This window comes from Pasteurella oralis, assembly GCF_042681465.1.
Classification (GTDB): Bacteria; Pseudomonadota; Gammaproteobacteria; order Enterobacterales; family Pasteurellaceae; genus Pasteurella; species Pasteurella oralis.
In genome coordinates this window covers 263,230-285,666 of sequence record NZ_JBHUFP010000004.1, presented here as the reverse complement: position 1 = coordinate 285,666, position 22,437 = coordinate 263,230, and the positions used below count along the sequence as shown (strand labels likewise).

The 22,437-nt window shown below is 39.2% G+C and carries 15 protein-coding genes and 2 tRNA genes; 6 read left to right on the top strand and 11 right to left on the bottom strand.

Going from position 1 to position 22,437, the window contains the following annotated elements:
• Positions 1-338: 338 nt before the first annotated feature.
• Positions 339-1,040, top strand: coding sequence for a YggS family pyridoxal phosphate-dependent enzyme (locus ACFSAV_RS03100; RefSeq protein ID WP_379096067.1), 702 nt, complete (start codon positions 339-341; stop codon positions 1,038-1,040).
• 104 nt (positions 1,041-1,144) lie between these two features.
• Positions 1,145-4,849: a methionine synthase gene (gene metH, locus ACFSAV_RS03095; protein ID WP_379096064.1), complete on the top strand. Its 3,705-nt coding sequence runs from the start codon at positions 1,145-1,147 to the stop codon at positions 4,847-4,849.
• Positions 4,850-4,926: 77 nt separating this feature from the next.
• Here metH and ACFSAV_RS03090 read toward each other — a convergent pair whose 3' ends face one another.
• Positions 4,927-6,048: an HNH endonuclease gene (locus ACFSAV_RS03090; protein WP_379096061.1), complete on the bottom strand. Its 1,122-nt coding sequence runs from the start codon at positions 6,046-6,048 to the stop codon at positions 4,927-4,929.
• 161 nt (positions 6,049-6,209) lie between these two features.
• On the opposite strand from ACFSAV_RS03090, the gene ACFSAV_RS03085 reads away from it, so the two are divergent.
• Positions 6,210-7,049: a DUF72 domain-containing protein gene (locus ACFSAV_RS03085; RefSeq protein WP_379096058.1), complete on the top strand. Its 840-nt coding sequence runs from the start codon at positions 6,210-6,212 to the stop codon at positions 7,047-7,049.
• On the opposite strand, the gene ACFSAV_RS03080 is transcribed toward ACFSAV_RS03085, so the two are convergent.
• The 5 genes from ACFSAV_RS03080 to rnhA form a co-directional block, all read right to left on the bottom strand.
• A complete protein-coding gene (locus ACFSAV_RS03080; RefSeq protein WP_379096055.1) occupies positions 7,046-7,786 on the bottom strand; it encodes an ABC transporter ATP-binding protein in 741 nt (246 codons plus the stop codon). The genes ACFSAV_RS03085 and ACFSAV_RS03080 overlap by 4 nt on opposite strands.
• A gap of 79 nt (positions 7,787-7,865) precedes the next feature.
• Positions 7,866-8,843: a FecCD family ABC transporter permease gene (locus ACFSAV_RS03075; protein ID WP_379096052.1), complete on the bottom strand. Its 978-nt coding sequence runs from the start codon at positions 8,841-8,843 to the stop codon at positions 7,866-7,868.
• A gap of 55 nt (positions 8,844-8,898) precedes the next feature.
• Positions 8,899-9,702 carry a substrate-binding domain-containing protein gene (locus tag ACFSAV_RS03070; RefSeq protein WP_379096458.1) on the bottom strand — a complete coding sequence of 268 codons (804 nt, stop codon included), beginning with the start codon at positions 9,700-9,702 and terminating at the stop codon, positions 8,899-8,901.
• A gap of 32 nt (positions 9,703-9,734) precedes the next feature.
• Positions 9,735-11,690: a TonB-dependent receptor plug domain-containing protein gene (locus ACFSAV_RS03065; protein ID WP_379096049.1), complete on the bottom strand. Its 1,956-nt coding sequence runs from the start codon at positions 11,688-11,690 to the stop codon at positions 9,735-9,737.
• A gap of 316 nt (positions 11,691-12,006) precedes the next feature.
• Entirely contained in the window at positions 12,007-12,471 is a 465-nt protein-coding gene (rnhA, locus tag ACFSAV_RS03060; RefSeq protein ID WP_379096046.1) for a ribonuclease HI, read from the bottom strand.
• A 69-nt stretch (positions 12,472-12,540) separates the two neighbouring features.
• On the opposite strand from rnhA, the gene dnaQ reads away from it, so the two are divergent.
• The 3 genes from dnaQ (at position 12,541) to ACFSAV_RS03045 (ending at position 13,570) form a co-directional block, all read left to right on the top strand.
• Positions 12,541-13,308: a DNA polymerase III subunit epsilon gene (gene dnaQ, locus ACFSAV_RS03055; RefSeq protein WP_379096043.1), complete on the top strand. Its 768-nt coding sequence runs from the start codon at positions 12,541-12,543 to the stop codon at positions 13,306-13,308.
• 93 nt (positions 13,309-13,401) lie between these two features.
• Positions 13,402-13,478, top strand: a tRNA-Asp gene (locus ACFSAV_RS03050).
• A 15-nt stretch (positions 13,479-13,493) separates the two neighbouring features.
• Positions 13,494-13,570: transfer RNA gene (locus tag ACFSAV_RS03045), tRNA-Asp, on the top strand.
• A 339-nt stretch (positions 13,571-13,909) separates the two neighbouring features.
• Here ACFSAV_RS03045 and ACFSAV_RS03040 read toward each other — a convergent pair.
• The 5 genes from ACFSAV_RS03040 to ACFSAV_RS03020 form a co-directional block, all read right to left on the bottom strand.
• On the bottom strand, positions 13,910-14,506 hold the full coding sequence (locus ACFSAV_RS03040; protein ID WP_379096040.1) for a hypothetical protein: 597 nt from the start codon (positions 14,504-14,506) through the stop codon (positions 13,910-13,912).
• A gap of 139 nt (positions 14,507-14,645) precedes the next feature.
• The gene (locus ACFSAV_RS03035) at positions 14,646-16,085 is read right to left on the bottom strand and encodes an HlyD family type I secretion periplasmic adaptor subunit (RefSeq protein WP_379096037.1); all 1,440 of its coding nucleotides are present in this window, start codon (positions 16,083-16,085) and stop codon (positions 14,646-14,648) included.
• Between the two features lie 12 nt (positions 16,086-16,097).
• Positions 16,098-18,218 carry a type I secretion system permease/ATPase gene (locus ACFSAV_RS03030; protein ID WP_379096034.1) on the bottom strand — a complete coding sequence of 707 codons (2,121 nt, stop codon included), beginning with the start codon at positions 18,216-18,218 and terminating at the stop codon, positions 16,098-16,100.
• A gap of 213 nt (positions 18,219-18,431) precedes the next feature.
• Entirely contained in the window at positions 18,432-22,202 is a 3,771-nt protein-coding gene (locus ACFSAV_RS03025; protein WP_379096031.1) for a calcium-binding protein, read from the bottom strand.
• 24 nt (positions 22,203-22,226) lie between these two features.
• Positions 22,227-22,437, bottom strand: a 211-nt coding sequence (locus tag ACFSAV_RS03020) for a hypothetical protein (protein WP_379096028.1), incomplete at its 5' end; no start/stop codon positions are given.

Here is a 22,437-nt window from a genome sequence, read left to right as displayed (position 1 = left end):
GAATTTCAAAATATTATAAAAATTTCATAAAAAAACCCGCACTTTTTACTGAGCACGGGTTTTGTCGAATTCGATCTTTTTGCTACGCACTAACCCGCACCATTCATCATAATAATGGTGGTGGTCATAATCATCATGGTTACAGAAGTGCGTTTATTCATCATATTGGTTAAAAATAAAAAAAGGATGTGTAAGAAATACCTAAATTTACTGGGGTTGTCAAACAGAAAATGCAAAAATATTATAAATTTTTCAAATCCGGCAAGTTCTTGTAATATAGCTGATATTTTTTAACTCAACCATAATTGCAAACGATTTCCTAGCAGGATACCTTCTGTATGACAATCCAACAAAATATTACCCAAATTCAAACTCAAATAAATTACTATTTAGACCAAGCCAACCGCCCTCAAAGTGCAGTCAAGTTATTAGCAGTTTCTAAAACCAAGCCCGTTGATGCCATTTTAGCGGCATATCAAGCGGGGCAAATAGCATTCGGTGAAAATTATGTACAAGAAGGCATCGACAAAATTAGTTATTTTCAACAACAACATATCGAATTAGAATGGCATTTCATTGGTCCCTTACAGTCGAATAAAACACGTTTAGTCGCAGAACACTTTGACTGGATGCAAACGCTTGATCGTATAAAAATTGCCGACCGCCTCAATGAACAACGTCCTTATTACAAAGCACCATTAAATATTTTAATTCAAATTAATATCAGCGACGAAAACAGTAAATCAGGTATTGTACCAAGCGAAATGTTGACTTTAGCAAAACACATTCAAAACTTACCGCACTTACGCTTACGTGGTTTAATGGCAATCCCTGCTCCAACAGATGACATTCAACAGCAAGAACAAGCATTTAATGCAATGAATGCATTATTTATAGAATTGCAACAATCATTCCCTGACGCTCAAATTGATACGCTTTCTATGGGCATGACCGATGATATGGCAAGTGCGATTCAGTGCGGTTCAACAATGGTAAGAATTGGTACTGCAATTTTTGGTGCAAGAAACTATCATAAATAGTCCCATTTTCCTTCTCATATCATATTGATACAAAATATAAAGATAAAATTTGACAGTGTTATAGTGGCTTTTTATTATTCATTTAGTTTATAAAACACTCGAAAATGGACACAATTACTTTGAAAAACACAACTGTATTACTTAAAAACGCCCTTGCACAACGCATTCTAATCTTAGATGGTGCGATGGGTACAATGATCCAAAAATATAAGCTCACAGAACAAGATTTTCGCGGCGAACGTTTTGCCAATAGCGCAATTGATTTACGCGGCAACAATGATCTATTGAGCTTAACCAAACCAGAAATCATCCGAGAAATTCACGCACAATACTTACAAGCTGGCGCAGATATCATTGAAACCAATACCTTTAGCTCAACGACCATTGCTCAAGCCGATTATGCCTTAGAATCAATTGCCTATGAGCTTAATTTTGAAAGCGCGAAACTGGCTCGTGAAATTGCAGATCAATACTCTACACCAGAAAAACCGCGTTTCGTTGCTGGAATTTTAGGTCCGACCAACCGTACAGCCTCGATCTCGCCAGATGTTAATGACCCAGGTTTTCGCAATGTCACGTTTATGCAATTAGTTGATGCTTACGCCGAAGCAACGAGAGGGCTCATTACTGGTGGTGCAGATCTGATTATGATCGAAACTATTTTTGATACTCTCAATGCTAAAGCAGCTGCCTTTGCGATTGATCAAGTATTTGAAGAATTAAATATCGAACTACCAGTTATGATTTCTGGCACAATTACTGATGCATCTGGTCGCACATTGTCAGGGCAAACTACCGAGGCATTCTACAATTCTCTTCGTCATGCTAAACCAATCAGCTTTGGCTTAAACTGTGCCTTGGGACCCAAAGAACTGCGACAATATATGGAACAATTATCCAAAATCTGTGAGTGCTACGTTTCCGCCCACCCTAATGCCGGTTTGCCAAATGCCTTTGGCGGCTACGATCTTGGCGCAACGGAGATGGCTGCATACATAAAAGAATGGGCGGAAAATGGTTTCTTGAACATCGTCGGTGGCTGTTGCGGTACGACGCCTGAACATATTAAAGCTTTTAGTGAAGCGATAGAGGGGATAGCACCACGCCAATTACCCGAACTCAAAACTGCCATGCGCTTATCAGGTCTGGAACCACTTACTATTGATGATGACAGCCTATTCGTCAATGTGGGTGAACGTAACAATGTGACAGGATCAGCGAAATTCAAACGGCTAATCAAAGAAGAAAAATTTTGCGAAGCGATTGAAATCGCCATCGATCAGGTGGAAAACGGCGCGCAAGTGATTGACGTGAATATGGACGAAGCCCTGCTCGACTCCAAAAAATGTATGACGCGCTTCCTCAACATTATGGCGACCGAACCCGATGCGGCGAAAGTGCCCGTGATGATTGACTCCTCCAAATGGGAAGTGATTGAGGCAGGTTTGCAATCCATTCAAGGCAAAGGGATTGTGAACTCGATCTCACTCAAAGAGGGCGAGGAAAACTTTATCCGTCAAGCCAAGCTCGTGCGCCGCTACGGCGCGGCGGTGGTCGTGATGGCGTTCGATGAAGTGGGGCAAGCGGACACCGAAGATCGAAAAGTGGAAATTTGTACCCGCGCTTACAACATCTTAGTGGGGCAAGTGGGCTTCCCACCGGAAGACATTATTTTCGACCCGAACATTTTCGCGATTGGTACGGGGATCGAAGAACACAACAACTACGGCGTGGACTTCATCAACGCCACAGGACGGATTAAACACAGCCTGCCGCACGCCAAAATTTCGGGCGGTGTGTCGAATGTGTCGTTCTCCTTCCGCGGCAACAACCCAATGCGCGAGGCGATTCACGCCGTGTTTCTCTACCACGCGATCAAGCAGGGAATGGATATGGGGATTGTGAACGCAGGGCAGTTGGCGATCTATGACGATCTCGATCCTGAACTGCGCGAAGTGGTGGAAGACGCGGTTCTGAATCGCAATGCGGACGCTACCGACCGTTTGCTTGAATTTGCAGAAAAATTGCGGGATCAGACCGCTTGTAGCGACAACGAAAGTGCGGTAGCAGAATGGCGACTTTTGCCAGTGGAAGAACGTCTCAAACACGCGCTAGTCAAGGGCATTACTGCCCACATCATCGAAGACACAGAGGAAGCGCGCCAACAATTCAGCTCACCGTTGGAAGTGATCGAAGGGCCGTTAATGGCAGGAATGGACGTGGTCGGCGACCTGTTCGGCGACGGCAAAATGTTCCTGCCGCAAGTGGTGAAATCGGCGCGCGTGATGAAGCAGTCGGTCGCTTACCTTGAGCCGTTTATCAATGCGACAAAACAGAAAGGCTCATCGAGCGGTAAAGTGGTGATCGCCACCGTGAAAGGCGACGTACACGACATCGGCAAAAACATCGTGAGCGTGGTGCTGCAATGTAACAACTTTGAAGTGATCGACCTTGGCGTCATGGTACCAGCGGACAAAATCATCGAAACCGCCATCAACGAAAAAGCAGACATCATCGGCTTGAGCGGCTTAATCACACCATCGCTGGATGAAATGGAATATTTCCTCGGCGAAATGAACCGCTTGGGCTTGAACATTCCTGTGCTAATCGGCGGTGCGACCACCTCCAAAGAACACACCGCGATCAAGCTCTACCCGAAATATAAATATGAAGTGATCTACACCACCAACGCCTCGCGCGCGGTAACGGTCTGCGCGGCGTTGATGAACCCTGAAACCAAAGCGGAGCTGTGGGAACGCACCAAAAAAGAGTACGAGCAAATTCAGCAATCGTTCTCCAACCGCAAGCCGCTGCGCAAACAGTTGCCAATCGAACAGGCGCGCGAAAACCGCTTCAACGCTTTTGCTGGCGAATGGGCGGATTACCAAGTGCCACAGCCGCAGCAAACGGGGATTGTCGAATTTAAGCACGTTCCAATTGAAACATTGTGCGAGTATATCGACTGGTCGCCATTCTTCCGCGTGTGGGGCTTAATGGGCGGCTACCCTGACGCCTTCGACTTCCCTGAAGGCGGCGAAGAAGCGCGCAAAGTATGGAACGATGCGCAAGTCGTGCTGGACGAATTGACACAAAACCGCAAGCTCAGTCCAACGGGCATTTTGGGCATCTTCCCTGCCGAACGCGTGGGCGATGACATTGTGGTTTACCGCGATGAGGCGCGCAGCGAAGTGGCAGGCACTTGCTACCACTTGCGCCAACAGAGCGAACGCAGCAAAAACAGCAAAAGCCCGTACAACCTCTGCCTGAGCGACTTTATCGCCGACAAACAAAGCGGACAAAAAGACTGGCTCGGAATGTTCGCCGTGTGCGCTGGCACGGAAGAGCACGATTTGGTCGAGGGCTACAAAGCCGCTGGCGACGACTATAACGCAATCCTGCTGCAAGCGGTCGGCGACCGTCTCGCCGAAGCAATGGCGGAATACCTCCACCACCAAGTGCGGTTAAAAATTTGGGGATATTCACCGAATGAGGGCTTCAACAATCAAGATCTGATTGACGAAAAATACATCGGCATCCGCCCCGCCCCCGGTTACCCAAGCTGCCCAGAACATACCGAAAAAGAAATCATCTGGGACTTGCTCGAAGTGGAACAACGCATCGGTATGAAACTCACCGAAAGCTACGCAATGTGGCCTGCTGCGTCTGTCTGTGGTTGGTACTTCTCCCACCCTGCGAGTAGCTACTTCACACTAGGACGGATTGATGAAGATCAAGCGGTGGATTATGCGAAAAGGAAAGGGTGGAATGAGAGAGAGCTGGTTAAGTGGTTGGGAGTGGCTATGAAGTAAGATTTCTACATAACGAGTAATCTCTAAAACGGTTGCTATGCAAATTTAAGTTATAGCAACCGCCTAATTGAGGTTTACTAAAATATATCCTCTATATCTGTTAGATCATCTATTTCACTTTCAGGAATATAGTAAGCTCTATCTTTATGTAATTCACAGTGACTTCCAGCAACTAAGCAAGAAAGAGATATATGAACTACATCATCTTCATCTTTAGTTATATCAATTACACGACCAAAGACAGTAAGAGATGTATTTCCAGCCATTGAATCGTATTTTGATGAGCAGCTTGCACAATAGTAGGGATCATAAATAAATTTTATTCTAACCCCTTTCTTTTTATAGTATCCTTCTCTTTTCCCAGCATCGCTATCTTTAAAATAGAATCTCCCCTGAAAAGCTATATTTTGCCCTATGCGAATTACATTTTTTAGAATATTACTTCTTCTGACTAGAAATGGTGTCACATCAAAAAAACGCATATCATTTATTATATTATAAACTATAGAGTTTAGATATTGAACAACTAAGGAGCCATCTCCAAAATCAGTAAAGTGAGATGGTTTTGCTAATTCTTGCATTTTCCCCATATTTAAAAAATTATCATCATCAATCATTTCCTTTTTAGAAAGTTGCTGAAAAATTTTAGATTCCGTATTAATATACTTAGGATTATTAGTAACAAGCTCGCGGATTCTAGTAGTATTAAACCAATCCCATCTTGAACAGCTTTTCTGAGTAAGAGAAAAAAGATAGGTTGTATCTTCTATTAAACATTGTTCTTCCCACGATTCTTTAAATTTAATCAATTCAGAAGGTGTTATATTTCTTGCAATTTCATTTCTAGAATGAACTTTTGAGTGACAATTCAAACATAATACAACTAAATTCTTTTCAGAATGGTCTCTTGAAACAGCCCATGATTGAATATGATGAATTATAATCGGGTTATTCATATTTCTACATATGACACAACAATGTTTCGACTTTATAAGAACCTGATTTAATGTTCTTAAAGGAATAGGAGGCCGAGATGTTTTAGTTATACGATCTACTTGTGAATCAGATAATCCAAAACTCTTTAGTTCAGATATATCTTTAGTTTGAAGTTCGGATAATGTAAAGTTTGAAGATAATGAATGTGCTACGTCATTTGGGAGCCCTCTAGATAAGAGAGCATAAAAAGTTCTTTTACTCATACATAAGGCTATATTTATAAGATATAAGTTAGTAATTATCCTTTCTTTCTACATTAATTACAATCAAGAATTTGATGAGCGATTCATGATACTTTTTAACGACTTGCCTTTTAGTAAATTTTCATTAGACTTAGCAAGTTTATAACTTACAACAACATAGAATGCAAACACCCCAAATCCTCCTCGGCACAGGCGGTTACAGCGACACTGATTTAATCGGTACGCTGTACCCTTTCGGCACGGACAAAACCGAATTTCTGTCCATTTACAGTCAGCACTATGATACGGTTGAGATTAACAGCACTTTTCACGCGCTGATTGGGGCGAAGGCATTGCAGGGAATGGTGGAAAAGGCGCAGGGGCGGCTCAAGTTTTCGGTGAAATTACATCGGGATTTTAGCCATAAACGCACCGCCACGCGCGCGCAAGCGGTCGCTTTTTTGCAGGCGTTGCAAGTGTTGGTGGAGGCAAATTGCTTGGCGAATTTGTTTGTGCAGTTTCCGTCCAGTTTTGAACGCACTCACGCCAACCGCTACTATCTTGCCGAATTGGTGTCGTGGTTTGCCGACTGCCCGCTTGCGATTGAATTTCGCCACCCAAGTTGGCATACGCAGTCGGTGTTGGACTATTTTCGTGGCAAAGAAAATCTGATTTGGTGCAACGTGGATTATCCGCAAAATATCGGGCTGCCCGCCTTTCAATTTTACCCCAACCAACGCACCGCTTACCTGCGCCTACATGGTCGCAATCCGCACTGGCACAAAGCCCAATCGGCAGCAGAACGCCACGATTACTGCTACTCCGAAACTGAATTGCAAGGCTTAGCTCGCCTGCTCCACCAACGCCGAGCGGAATTCGACAGGCTCTATCTCTATTTCCAAAACACCACCAACAGCCATTCGTTCTACAATATCGACACGCTCAAAGGCTATTTGGCGGAGTATGGCTTTGAGGTAAAAGCTAAGCCAGAGTTTTTGGAGGGGCAGCAGAGTTTGTTTTAGATTTGTGGTAGCTTTTCAATACCACAAATCTCTTTTCTTGCCCAATCCACTTCCGCACGAATGCCAAACGCCTCGGCAAGATTTTCCTCGGTCAGCACCGCTTGAGTTTCCCCAGCTGCGATCACATTGCCGTCTTTCAATAAAATCACCTCATCACAGAAACGATAGGCGAGAGAGAGATGATGAATCACCACCACACAAGTTTTTTCAGGTGTTAGAGACTTGAGTTGCTCCATAATGTCGATTTGGTAATAAGGATCGAGTGCCGCAATGGGTTCATCGGCAAGCAAAATCGGGGCATTTTTAATCGCACAGCGCGCGAGTTGGACGCGAGTTTTTTCGCCGCCAGAAAGCTGTTGGAAAGGTTTATCGAGCAAGTGGGCAATCGAAAACTGGGCGGAAATTGACCGCACTTTTTGCTGCTCTTTGTCCGCTGGCAACAGCTGCGGCAAGCCGAGGGCGATGACATCATAGACGCTTAAATCCCAATGAATGGCAGTGCTTTGGGCGAGGTAAGCGATCTGCTGGTTACGTTCTGTAGGAGAGAGCTCACTCAATTTGCAATTTTTTAAGCAGATCTGACCGCTTGTAGCGGGGAGAATTCCCGCTATAGCTTTAAGCAAAGTCGATTTACCTGCGCCGTTTGCGCCCATAATTCCAACTAATTTGCCTTGCGGAATGTGGCAGCTAATGTTTTTTAAAGCGTAGGATAAGGTTAAATTTTCTACTTTTATCATCATATTTCCATAGGGGTTGCGACCTGTATCAGTCCGAAAATCTGAGAGATAATAGACAGGTACAGGACTAGCTTCTATTTTAATTCGTAATTCTTCGCTGTTGTGTAAGCAAAATCCAAATCAACACAGGGGCACCAATAAGTGCGGTGAGGGTGCCTATATAAATATGTGAGAAGAATGGAATATACAAAATGCTGAGATCTGCTACTAGTAATAGCAAAGCACCGATTAGACTACTGGTAAGATAAAGCTGTGACGGGCTTTTTTTAAGCAGCATACGAGCAAAGTGCGGTGCGATTAAACCAATAAAGCCAATAGTCCCTGTTTGTGGAATCGTTGCACCTATCAGTAACGCGACGCCAAAGGTTGTAATAAAAAAGCTCTGTTTGGGATCGATGCCCATTGTGCTAGCGGTTTCTTCGCCGAAGGTCAGTAAATCAACATAGCGCCGTTGGTTATAAATACAGAAAATGCCAATAAAAACAATCGGCAGCGAAAGCAATAACATATCAAATTTTGCCCACATCAGCGAGCCTTGTAGCCAACGATAAAGTTCCGCTAATGCCCAAGGGCTTTGCGCGTTGGAAAGTAACAAGGCGATGGCGGAGCCGAGTAACATATTCACCGCCACGCCACTTAAAATCATCATTGTAGTACCATAATTTCTGGCGATGAAATAAACGATTAAAAAGCTCAATAATGCCCCTACAATGCCACCGAATAGTAATACAGTAAAAGGCGCAGAGAAATAGTACAGAATAAACACGCTAGCAGTAGTTGCCCCATTGGCACTGCCTAATAATCCCGGGCTGGCTAATGGATTTTGAAAAATTCCCTGCATCACATTGCCCGCTAAAGCAAGGCTTGCACCAGTAAGAACCGCCAACAAAATGCGTGGCAAGCGAATATCAGATAGTACAAGGGATCGCATATCTGTCAACATACCTTCAGCGTTAGCAAGTGCGCTAAATTGACTGAGTTGATAGCTACAGGCAAAGACAATCAAGGCAATCAGCGACAGAAATAAAATAAGATTTAAGGTTCTAGGTTGCATCATTTTTAGTAGTTTATTTCATTAAATTAATTTCAAATGTTGATAAGTCGTCGCTGGCTCAATTTCTCATTCCCTCAACGGGTTTTATTTGCTGATAAATCTTCTCTGCCCCTTGCCACAGTCCATGATCAAAACAATAGCTGTATTTTAATGGAATGGTTGCAAACGGTCGATCTTGGAAGATTTTTTGTAAAATTGGATGATTAAGCAGTTCCGCTTGTTCATTGTAACCCCGTTTATCCGTTAGGCGAATAAGTACCTTTGGTTGACTAAGTAACAGCTTCTCTAGGGAAAAATTTTGTTGAGTTAAAACTGTTTTTAGCGACGATAAGCCCAGCAAATCCAGCAATGTACGGTAAGGTTGTAACTGACTTTCGACAATCCCTGTATCTGATAGGATCAAAGTGTTTGCAAACGGTAAGTCTAAGCGGAAATTTTGCAATTTAAGCGTTTCCACCCATTGTTCAGCTTTGGGTTGATTATCGGTTAGTTTGCCGAGATGTAAAATTAACTCAAATAATTGCTCGAGTGATTGTGGATTGCTGATATTTTCTACTTTTACCCCTAAAACGAGTAATTTTTCTACTAATTGTGGATAAAACTGTTCATTAATAAGTAAGGTTTTATCTAAGTAAGGCAATAGGTTAATTAAAGTTGGCTCAATTTGTGGTTTATCATTGTTGAGTTTATCCAACATCATCAACGGATTAGCAGAATAGTTTGACATCGCCACAATTTGTCCAGGGCGAGCTAGTTCGATCAACAAGCGATCGGCACAGAGATTAAGCGATACAAATTGTTCCGCTTGAGCGGTGCTGATTGTCAATAAAAGTGCGGTGGATATTTTCAGAATTTTGAGCATAATAAAAGGACGTGTCGCCACGCCCAATCACATTAGAATGAACCTTTTAAGCCAATATAGACATTACGACCATCTTGCCCATAACCAAGAATATTTTCATATTTTTTATCAAAAGCGTTATTTAAGTTTGCATAGATCGTCAAGTTTTCAGTCAACTGATAGTTAACACCTAAATTGACTAACGTATAAGAAGGTAATTTAGTTACTTGAGGATAAGTATCTAAACGTTTACCTACATAAGAAACGCTCAAATCGCTGCTTAATGCTTGTGTCATTTGATAAGTGAAACCTGCATTCGCTAAGTGCTTTGGACGACGAGGCAATTCGATATTTTTACTCCCTTTCGTTTGAGTAAATGTATAATTCGCATAAGTCGTTAACACATCCGTTAACTTGCCGTTATACACGACTTCAACTCCCTTGACTTTAGTTGTACCAGCGAGATTAATTGATGCTGTATAGCTTTGGTTACTTGCAATAAAATCTTTCACGTTACGCGCAAAATAAGTGATATCTAAACTATGGCGTTTATCGTGATTTTCCATTAATAAACCAACATCGCCACCTAAGCTTTTAGCGGGTTTTAGCTCAGGATTACCACGATAAGTGCCAAAATAACCATAATAATCAATTAAGGTCGGGTTTTGAATCGCACTGCCTAAACTTGCATGTGCACGGAAATTTGGTGATAAGCGATATGCCCCTGCAATTCGCCCAGTAAATGCATTTTGATAGGGTGCATTATCGGTAAAACGACCACTCAATGAGATACTATGATCAGTTTCAGTAAATAAACGATATTCAGCTGCAATACTTTTCTCTATTAATTTTTTCTCACCATTCGCATAATGACTTGAGTTATAGCTTGCGTGTTGATATTCGGTTAAAAAACTGACCGCTTGTGTAGTCTTCCCTTCACGATCAAAATTCACATCTAATTGATAACTGGCTGCAAGTTTTTTGGCATCATAAGCGCTTGTACTTGGAACAGTCGCTATTTTGGCATAAGTATTCGGATCATAAAGATTCGTCGTTGTAAAAGTATCACTATCCGTTTTTAACTGACTCACTGCCACTTTATGCGTTAATAATTCCTGATCATTGCCCAAATAACCACTCAACTTAAATAGCGTTTCACGGGTACGAGTCTGATCATCGTAGAAGGTTTCTGGACGATCGTAAGTTTCATCAAAGTGAGCTGTTTGCGAGGAATGGGATGCTAATACTTCAATACCTTTATTACTGTCATCATAGCCTATACGCACAGACCCATTATCGCGTTGGAACTTATCTTTTTCCACAGCTCCACCAGTTGAAAAGTCAGTGCCTGTTGTGGAAGTATAATAGAATTTATTAGCACTTAATGCTGAAATACCTTTGGTGTAATGATTATCACCATGTAACGCGTAATAAAACCCTTGTTTGTAGCCAGAAAGTGTGGCTGAAACATCAAATGTCCCATGAGAACCGACACCTAAATCAAAATCGAAATTAAAAGGTTTCTCTTGATAAAGCCCACTCTTTGTCGTGATATAAATGACACCGCCCATCGCATCACTACCCCAAAGCGCAGATTGTTCCCCTCGTAGTACTTCAATTCGTTCAATATTGCTCAAACTTAAACCACCAAAATCAAAACCTAAGTTGGAAGCAGGCTTCATTTTTACACCGTCAATAATCACCGCTGTTTGGTTTGAATTTGCACCACGTAAAAAAAGACTGGTTAGTGTGCCACGCCCACCACTTATACCTAAAGCAACGCTTGGTACTGTTTTCAAGACATCACTCACATAAGTGGCATTACGTGCTGAAAAGTCTTTTTCAGTTAACACTGTCACTGAGGAAGCCGTTTTATCTTGAATGACTGGCACAGCATAAGCAGAATAAACATTGATTGGTTGAAGCTCAGTATGAGTTTGCTCAGTTTGAGCAGACACTAAAGTTGGTAAGGCAAGTAAAACAGATGTTGTGATAAGATTTTTTTTCATTTTTTTCCTTAGTTTTAAAATCATTTAAAAGTATGCATTTTATACGATAAAAGATTTATGTATATCAATTCCACAAATATCGAATTATTTTTAAAAATGATAATAGCCAACAGTAGAGCAGATAAGAATAGAATTATTTGCAGAGAAAAAAAATAGTGTGATAAATATAAATTGGCTAGAAACTTAAATGGCTTTAACTCATGTTAGCAGCCTTTCGTTCCTCACTCCCATTTATACTTACAGCTAACGAGGTCACTTATAACTTAACAAACGATCTGACTTAAACCACAAAAGTGCGGTCAGTTTTTATCAAGTTTTAGTCAGGTTGATAACCTACATCTTCTAAAGTCGGATTTTCTGCTCCAGCTTTTGCCAACTGATCGCAAATTTCATTTTCAACATGTCCTGAATGCCCTTTCACCCATTGCCAGTTTATAGTATGAGGCTGAATAGCTTGATCTAGTTGTATCCACAAATCTTGGTTTTTCACTGGTTTACCCGTACTCGCCTTCCAATTATTTTTCTTCCAGTTAAAAATCCATTTTGTGATCCCATTCTTCATATATTGACTATCACTGTGTAAAGTCACGATACAAGGCTCTTTTAAGCTGTTTAAGGCTTCAATCACAGCCAATAATTCCATTCGATTATTCGTTGTTAACAAATACCCTTTTGAGATCTGTTTTTCATGTTGTTTATAACGCAACAATATCCCAACCCCACCAACACCGGGATTGCCTAAACAAGAACCATCAGTAAAAATTTCAATTTGTTTTTGCATAATCTTTGTTACAATTCAGAATTAAACCAAGATCATAACCGAAATTAATTTAAATATATAGAAAAGAAAATGAGTGTATCAATCAATCCAACTCGCCAAATTGTACTAGATACCGAAACCACTGGTATGAACCAATTTGGTGCTCATTATGAAGGGCATTGCATCATTGAAATAGGTGCTGTCGAAATGATCAACCGCCGCCTTACTGGTAACAACTTCCATATTTACATCAAACCTGATCGCCCAGTCGACCCAGAAGCAATCAAAGTTCATGGTATTACAGATGAAATGTTGGCAGATAAACCTAGCTTCAATGAAATTGCGCAACAATTCATTGACTATATTCAGGGTGCAGAATTGCTGATTCACAATGCTCCCTTCGACGTTGGTTTTATGGATTATGAATTTAAAAAGCTCAATTTAAACATCAACACAGACAATATTTGTTTAGTGACAGACACTTTACAAATGGCACGCCAGATGTATCCAGGGAAACGTAATAGTTTAGATGCACTTTGCGATCGACTCGGTATTGATAACAGCAAACGAACCTTACACGGCGCATTACTGGATGCGGAAATTTTAGCGGATGTTTATCTGACTATGACAGGCGGGCAAACCAGCTTATTTGATGATACAGAACCTGAGCCTATTGTTGCTACAGTTCAAAAACAAGTACAAATCCAAAGTGCGGTCAGTTTTGCACAAGATTTAAAATGCTTACAACCCAATGAAGATGAGTTGCAAGCACACCTTGATTACATTCAGCTATTGCATAAAAAAAGTAAAGGAAATTGCTTATGGCAAAAACGACTTGAAGAACAAAATATACACTAAAAAGATCGTTCATTGATTAATCAAGTAGCTGCAAATATGAAAAAAAAAGTTGACGAAAACCCTGTTCGTCATTAATATACGCCTCACCTATGCGGAGTGGTAGTTCAGCTGGTTAGAATACCTGCCTGTCACGCAGGGGGTCGCGGGTTCGAGTCCCGTCCATTCCGCCAATTTTATTCTACTACGGAGCGGTAGTTCAGCTGGTTAGAATACCTGCCTGTCACGCAGGGGGTCGCGGGTTCGAGTCCCGTCCGTTCCGCCAACGAATTTCAAAAAAAGCCACTTTTAAAAAGTGGCTTTTTTATTTGTAATAACAATACGTCTATCAAATATTGCAAGAAGTATACCCAACATATTCTGCTTTTTAAGCTAGTACTCCATCTTGTCAATAAGAACTCCTCAGTAACTCACTGTTACAGAATACCCATCTATTCTTTTACTTTTTTGGTTAAATGAATATAAATTAGGCACTTAAGTTAACTAATTATTATATAGAATAGAGTAATTTTTATCTTTTCAACATACTAGATCAAACAAAAAATGAATACTTATTTAAACTACATAAGTAATTTAACAGCTATTATGCTATTTAAAGAAATATTTATCTTACTCTAGTCGGTCTAATACTTAGAAAATGCTTCCTATCTTTAGCTATTGAAATAGGAACTAAGTTAATGAACTTAATTTTATACGTTGAAAAAGGCGAAAAATGATAACAAGCTTTAACCCCTGGTTCAGATATACTCTTAACTAAACTTACAAAATAATCTTCATTATTTACGTCGATATGCCCTATCCCATGTTTATAAAAAAAATAAAGAGGATATTCTCGCATTAAAATATCATCTTGATAAATCTGAATTAACATCTTCGGTTTATCTTGCATTGCTGTTCTGAAATCCTCCATCGTCATATCAAAAAATTCAGAATATCTGATTCTAGGATAGCTATAGTATGCATCATAATAGTCTATATCCTTACGCTCCCTTATTTCTATTGCCATCTCGATACATTTCTCACGCCAAGTAGGATAGGTCGTTTTGTATACAATCGTTTTCTCCGTTGACGCTGAAAAATCAAATGGATACCATCGAACATCATTTACGTCTTTAAGCCACAGAAGATAACAAGTAAGAGGCAAAATAATAAAGGAAAAAATCAAAATATAACAAAGATATTTCTTAGAAAAATAATGCATACTCTCTCCTTTAATATTTAAGAATAACCATATTCTATCCTTTGAATATCATATAGATAAAAAAACACAACGCTTTACTAGTTATTATTTCTATTCTGTGATCTCACTCAAAACTTTTCTAAAACCTACCGCACTTTTATTACCGCTCTCGCAAACTCTCATCTAGTGTGGTCTTTAATGGGCTAAATAAGTAATCTAATACACTACGTTTACCTGTTTTAATCTCAGCAGAAACTACCATACCTGCCATTAATTCCACCATTTTACCTTCAATCAGTAGAGTACTTTGATCAATTAAAATCGTTGTCGCAAAAACAGGACCGAGTTGTTCATGATCAATCGCATCAAAACTGATTGTTTTAACTTTGCCTGTTAGATAGCCATAACGTGTGTAAGGAAACGCCTCTATTTTAATCACCACATCTTGTCCCACATTGACAAAACCAATGTCTTTATTACCAATCATCGCTTCCACTTCTAAATAATCTTGTTTTGGTACGATCACCATTAAAGATTGTGCGGTGGTCACAACACCACCAATCGTATAGGTTTGCAATTGTTGTATTGTGCCTTCAACCGGCGAACGAATTTCAGTAAATTGTTGACGCTCTTTCGCTTTCGCTACTTCAAAAGTAAACTGAGTCACATTATCATTTGCCATACGAAGCTGCTCAAGCACATCACGGCGAAAAGATTCAATATAGTAGCGATAATCTTCATTTGCTTGAGTTAAACTGGCGGTCAGTTCATTTAGCCGGCTACGCTGTGCATTTAAATTATTGACTAATTCAATAAACTGGTATTCTTGCGCATAGTACTCTTGTTTTGAACTATGCCCTTTTTTGTAAAGATTTTTCAATCCATCCCTGAGTTCTTTACCATATTTTTGCATTTCTTGTAGCTTTGCCACTTCAATTTCTGTGGTTTTTATTTCTGCTTGACGTTGTTCGATACTCGCTTCCAATTTTTGTTTCTGAGCTTTCCAAGCAATATATTGGCTATGCGCAAGTAATTGTTCTTGCTTAAATAACGGATGTTCACTCGAAAACAGCAATTGGCTTTGTTCATCTTCTTCCATTATTGGTTGATTGCCTGTATCCATTGCATATAACAAAGCACGTTGCCTCAATTGAGATAATTTAGCCGCTTTTAATGCCTCTTCTGATTTTGAATAATCCGCTTCTGCCCCTAATGCCACAAGCTCCATGAGCAGCTGATCTTTTTTCACTTCCTCACCATTACGGACATACACTTTTTTTACTACGGCTGTTTCAATTGGCTGAATAATTTTACTGCGCCCACTTGGCGTAATTTCACCTTGTGCAACAACGACAATATCGACTTTCCCCAGCCATGCCCACATGATAGCAAGCAATAAAAAGAGCATGATTAGACGCGCAATCCATTTTGGTAATGCAGAAACAGGGGTATCAATCAGTTCTAAATGTGCGGGACGAAACGCATTTTCATCAGCTTCACGTACTGGTGTATCTAATTGTTTACGTACTTTCCAAACTTCTTTAAAAATACCTAAATAGCGCTTGGCCAAATCACATAATCCTTGCCAGCATAAATTCATCTGCAATGCTCCCTAATTTGCCTGTAACTGATGTAAATAATGGTACAAGCCATGTTTCTCTAATAATTGTTGATGGCTACCTTGTTCGACTAAATGTCCTTTATCTAATACTAAAATACGATCACTTTGTTGTACTGTAGAAAGACGATGCGCAATAATAATCACCGTTCTTCCCCGACAAATATGCTTCATATTTTGCATAATAATATGTTCTGATTCATAATCTAAGGCACTTGTTGCTTCATCAAAAATCAGGATTTTGGGATTGGTAACAAGTGCTCGAGCAATGGCAATACGTTGACGTTGTCCGCCTGATAAACTGGCACCATGTTCACCAACAATAGTGTTATATCCTTCTGGTAATTCAGCAATACAACCATCTGCCCCAGCTAATTTTGCCGCTTGTATAACACGTTCCATCGGCATAGCAGGCTCACTTAACGCAATGTTATCTCGAATTGAACGGTTAAGTAGAATATTGTCTTGCAACACAACGCCAATCTGGCGGCGTAACCATGCAGGATCAAGCAATGTGACATCATGACCATCAATTAATACTTTACCATCTGAAGGAACATATAAACGTTGGATCAACTTAGTTAAGGTACTTTTACCCGATCCAGAACGACCAACAATCCCAATCACTTCACCAGCTTTAATATATAGTGATAAATGACTAAGGATCTCGTTACCATTTGGACGATAACGGAAAGACACATCTTGGAACTTAATATCACCTTTGATTTCAGGTGGTGTTAATCGGTTCGTCGGGTTTTCTGTTGGCGTATTTAAAATATCGCCCAAACGACTGACTGAAATACCGACTTGTTGAAAATCTTGCCAGAGTTGTGCTAAACGGATCACCGGTGCCGCAACTTGACCTGCTAACATGTTAAAAGCAATTAATTGACCTATAGTTAAATCTCCACTGATAACTAAATGTGCGCCTAACCATAAATTGATGACCATCACTAATTTTTGAATCAGTTGCACTCCCTGTTGCCCAATTGTCGCTAATTTTGTGACCTTAAACCCTGCGTGCACATAACCCGCTAACTGTTTATCCCAATGTTCTGTCATCTGTGGACTAACTGCCATTGATTTAATGGTGTTCATCGCACTGACAGATTCAACTAGGAAAGATTGATTATCCGCATTACGCGCGAACTTTTCATTTAAGCGATGACGTAACATTGGGCTAATTGTAGCGGACCAAATGGCATAACAAGGTAAAGAAATCAATACAACCAGCGTTAACCAAAAGCTGTAATACCACATCACCGCAATAAAGATGAAAGAGAACAATAAATCTAAGATTGAAGTTAATGCTTGACCCGTTAAAAAATTCCTAATTTGCTCTAATTCACGCACGCGAGCAACCGTATCTCCCACTCTACGATTTTCAAAATAAGAAATCGGTAAGGTTAATAAATGGCGAAATAACTTAGCGCCTAACTCCACATCAATACGGCTAGTTGTGTGAGCAAATACATAAGTACGAATGCCGCCAAGTACAACTTCAAAAATCACCACTACAGCTAATGCAATCGCAATGACATTCAATGTGCTAAATCCTCGATGTACTAAGACTTTATCCATCACAACTTGAAAAAAGAGCGGTGTAATGAGCGCAAAAAGTTGTAACACAATAGACACCACTAATACTTCAACAATGATTTTGCGGTATTTCACAATGGCTGGAATAAACCAAGTGAAATCAAATTTCGCTAAATTCCCTAATACAGAAGCACGAGAAGCAACCACAATGACTTCACCTTGATATCGTTCCCTAAATTCTTGTTCATTTAATACTACTGGACTTTCTGTTTCCAAATCATGAATCAAATAGCGCCCATGCTCTTGATCGATACGCGCTAAAATAAAATGCTTGCCATCATCACGCCAAACCATGATAGGCAATGATAAAAAAGGTAAACGATGAGGTTCTTTTTTGATACTTTTTACTTTCAGACCTAAACTTTTTGCTGCAAGTAACCAATTCTCTTTGCTTAAACCTGTACCATAAATATCAAATTGATGTTTCAGTTGATGAGGATTGGCAGAAATACGATGAAAACTGGCTAATACTACTAGTGCAGAAAGCGCTAAATCAGGAGGAATTTGTATAGACATGTTAAGACCTAAATTGAAATTAATTTATTATTTTTTGTTCAAGAAATTAATTAACATAAGTCTCGAAAAACCACAATTTACATCGGGTTAAAAATTTCAATTCTGTGATTAAGGTCAAAATTCTTAAAAAACCAACCGCACTTTCACCTTTTTGCTAAATTATATGCAATAAAAAAGAGTTGGTAATAACCAACTCTCTTACTTACTCTTTTCTTATGCAGCAGCATTCACGGCTAATAAAGTATGAAGCGATGGATTAATACTTCCTGTCGGAGAAATACCCTCCCCATGTTGTCCTTCAAAACTTGCTATAGTCTGTATAAGATTATCAACAAGTTGCTGTGCTTGTACATTCACTTGACTTTCAATTTGTGGCAATACCGTTAACTTGTTAGCAATAGTTGCAGTATTGAAATAACCGTCTGCGCAACCAATTGCACTTAACGCACTTTGACTATCAACAAAATGATTTAACACTCTTACTTGCTGATTAATATTTTTATCAACTAATGCAATTAAATCATTTCCATTACGGTGAAAACTTAAACGAGAACGCTTAATATTTTGAAAAAATAAAACATCTCCTCCCCCATTAGTTTTAACAACATCTATTCCATGACCGGCATAATACAAATAGCTATCTTTACCAGCACCACCTAATAAAATATCATTACCAATCCCGCCGACTAAGGTATCATCACCCGAACCACCAACTAAAAGGTCATTCCCACCTTTACCATCAATGTAATCATTCCCACCTTTACCATTGATCGTTTCTGCGCTATTTGTGCCGAATAACTTATCTCCATTCTCAGAGCCATAACGTATTACTTTTGCCTCAATTTGTTCTCTATCTAATGTAGTACCATCAGCAAATGTCACTTCATTGATTTTATAATGCGGTGTCCAATCAATAAAATAATTATGCACTGTAATTCGATCAACATTGTTTCGATGAGCTAAAACAAGATGATTATTGTCACGAATAAACTGGATATCTGACACAGCAATTCCCTCACCAAAACGAATAACATCATAGGAATCTAATACATTACTGTAAGCTTTTCCTTGACGGCATTCATAGATATGATCCTGTCCAAAGTTCACATCAAAATGATATATTTCATTATTATATGAGCCATACAAAATGTCATTACCCGTGCCACCATCTAATGTATTCGTTGAAAATATCGTTTTTCGGTCAAACGAATCCAAATCATCTGAGGTATCAATATAAAAATATCCCCCATCCCCAGCATCTAATACATCATCTCCAGCACCTCCAGATAATAAGCTACCTGTAATTTTCTCATCAGAATATGGTGAATACTGATTTACAATAAATATTTTATCATTGCCGCCTTCGCCATATAATTGACCAGCACCTCTAATAATGTCATCACCCTCACCAGCGCGAATAATATCGTTATTACTTATACCATCTATTTCGTCTGCGCCGGCACTGCCTTTCAATGCTTCGGCTTTCATTTGGTCAACATCCCAAACAGTACCATTACTAAACAAAATTTTCTCGATAGTTGTGCTATAACCAGCCTTAAATTGCTGTTCAATAGTAAGCCGATCCTTTCCATTCACATGGCTAATAATCATATCAGTATCAACAATTTTAACAATCAAATCATCTGGCGAAACATTATTAAAATAAACAGAATCAATATCGCTACCAATACCTTTCCAATATAATCTAACAATATCTTGTCCCCAATCTTGATTTAGAATAATCGTATCATTGCCTGTTCCCGCATAGAATTCATCATTAATAGACGAGCCAACTAACGTATCATTACCTTTCGTTCCGATTATCCCCTCATTACCCTCCTCAGATGTGACTCGATCAATGTAGTTATAGTTTAAATCGGTTGAATAAGTGCCTAAATTCGTTGCAATTTTATTTAAGGTTTCAAATTCTGTATGTTTGCCTTCTTCTTTCAATTTAGTCATGTAAAGGCTAAATTGAGTCCAATCATATACTGCCTTTTGATATGTTGAGTCATAACGTAATTTAACCGAATCAAAAATAGATTTATAAGTAGTTTGTGCTTCAATATGAGCTGCAACATATTGCCGAAACTTCTGATATTCTTTTTCTAACACTTTTGCTGCTTCTGGTCCTGCAGCATAAGTCGCTTTAGTCAAGCTATCAAGCGCACCTAACTTTACAATAACATCTAATTTCTGACCATCCATGAAACCACGTAAACCTGGTATTGTCTGAATATCAGCCCAGCTATAAATAAGACTATCTAACAAAGATTCTTTATCTTCTGGCGAGGCCTGAATATAAGATTTGACTTTTTCTACTAAGGAAGGCTTTAAAGCCATTGCCATATGTAAACTATACATATTACCAAAGCTAGCAATATTAGGTAATAATGCAATCTCTTCAGAAATAGCAGAATTAATTGGTAATGCACGTGCATCACTTGGATCATTATGAAACCAAATATCAATAATGTCAGTTTGTGTTTTATCTTTCCAAGTTACTTTCGATATTTGACCATGATAATTATTGCCAGAATCATAATATCTATTATTTTTATACGCCAAATCAATTGACTCTAATTCAGACTCAGATAAATTTATTAGTTCATTAGCCTCAGAAACACCATTACTATTTAAGTCTTTCCATAATTTTAATTGTGTCCAAATAGCATCATTTTTATCTAAAATACCATCTTGATTTTCATCAAATTCTGCTAATGCATGGAAGCCATTTGTGGCGTTTTCTCCATTTTTTAATGGCGTATAATTCCCAAAGAGTTCAGAGCCATTATCAATCATATTATTTTGATTACGATCGAGCACTAAAAGTGCATCATCTTGACTAGCCCAACCAGTACTCTGCGCAAAGCCATTATTATCTAAATCGAAATACACATTATGTTTATCTTTCGCTAGCGTTTTTACACCATCTCCATTCATATCAATAATCAACGGCGAAGCGGTCACAAAATCTCCCTTACGGAAAGCTTCAACAACATCAGGTTTTTTATCATTCTTGATTTTCAACTGAATCCCCAAGTCGCCGTCCTTAAAATTGCGAATCGTCACACCTTCTACTGTCAAATCACCACCAGTCCAATTATAAACTGTACCATCATCGCTTCGATAAACCCCCTCTGGATCTTTTTTACTATTTCTTTCCCCTCCTCTTAACACTTTATTATTTAACAAGACTTTCCCTTGTCCATCAGAATCAATAATCGTATCGCCTTTACCTGCATAATAGACATCAAAACCATCACCTCCGTCTAATATATCGTTTCCTTTACCACCATCTAAAATATCATCGCCACTTTTGCCTATGAGATGATCTTTTCCTTCCCCCCCTCTAATTTCATCAGAGCTACTATCATAACCAGTAATTTCATAATCTTGTGTTGGGAATATGTTAATACTTTGTGTGTCATGTGTAACATTAGGTAGAGGATAAAGAGGTGATAATATATTTCCATTAACTTCTACAGCACGCCCCTGTGCCAATAAAAGGCTTAATTTACCAAATGCAACTGCTGGAAGTTGGAAACTCATAGATATATTATTTGGGTTATATCCAATTAGATATAACGCACGAAAAACATAAGTAACGCAATTGTGATTTTTACCATCATAAATAGCAGGATCAAAGCCAGCTGCTATTGCCCCATTGCCTTCACCAAAATTTATTAACTTCTCATATTGCTGCTGATTAATTTGAATAGTAATGGGAGGAAGATACTCTTGATATTTAGTCTCATCATCTGTCTTAATTTCTCCAGGTCCACGGAACCAACGTAAATCATCAGTCTTATCATCTGGATCATCTTTAGGTTGAAAGCCAAAACTTAAAGACTCTTGATTATTTTTCTTCAATTCATACCACATATGTCCTAAAGCCGAACTTTCTAATTTTCCTTTATGATTGATATACTTGTGACCTCTTATAGCAGTTTTAAAAGTTATAGTATATTTATTTTCTGACATACTTTGTCTCCTTAGTTTTCAAGATTATTTATTGTATATATGTCTAATACTAAAGAATGTTTCAACACCTTGATATTGTGGCAATGGTGTATCATTAATTAACTCTATTGTATAATGTGAATTTTCCATAAAATCATAACAAGCAGATGTCCTTGGTTTAAAATGTCCATAAGCTTGCCCCAAGCTTATTCTCTTGCCATCCACAATTTCGCTAAAAGATGATAATGATGCCGTA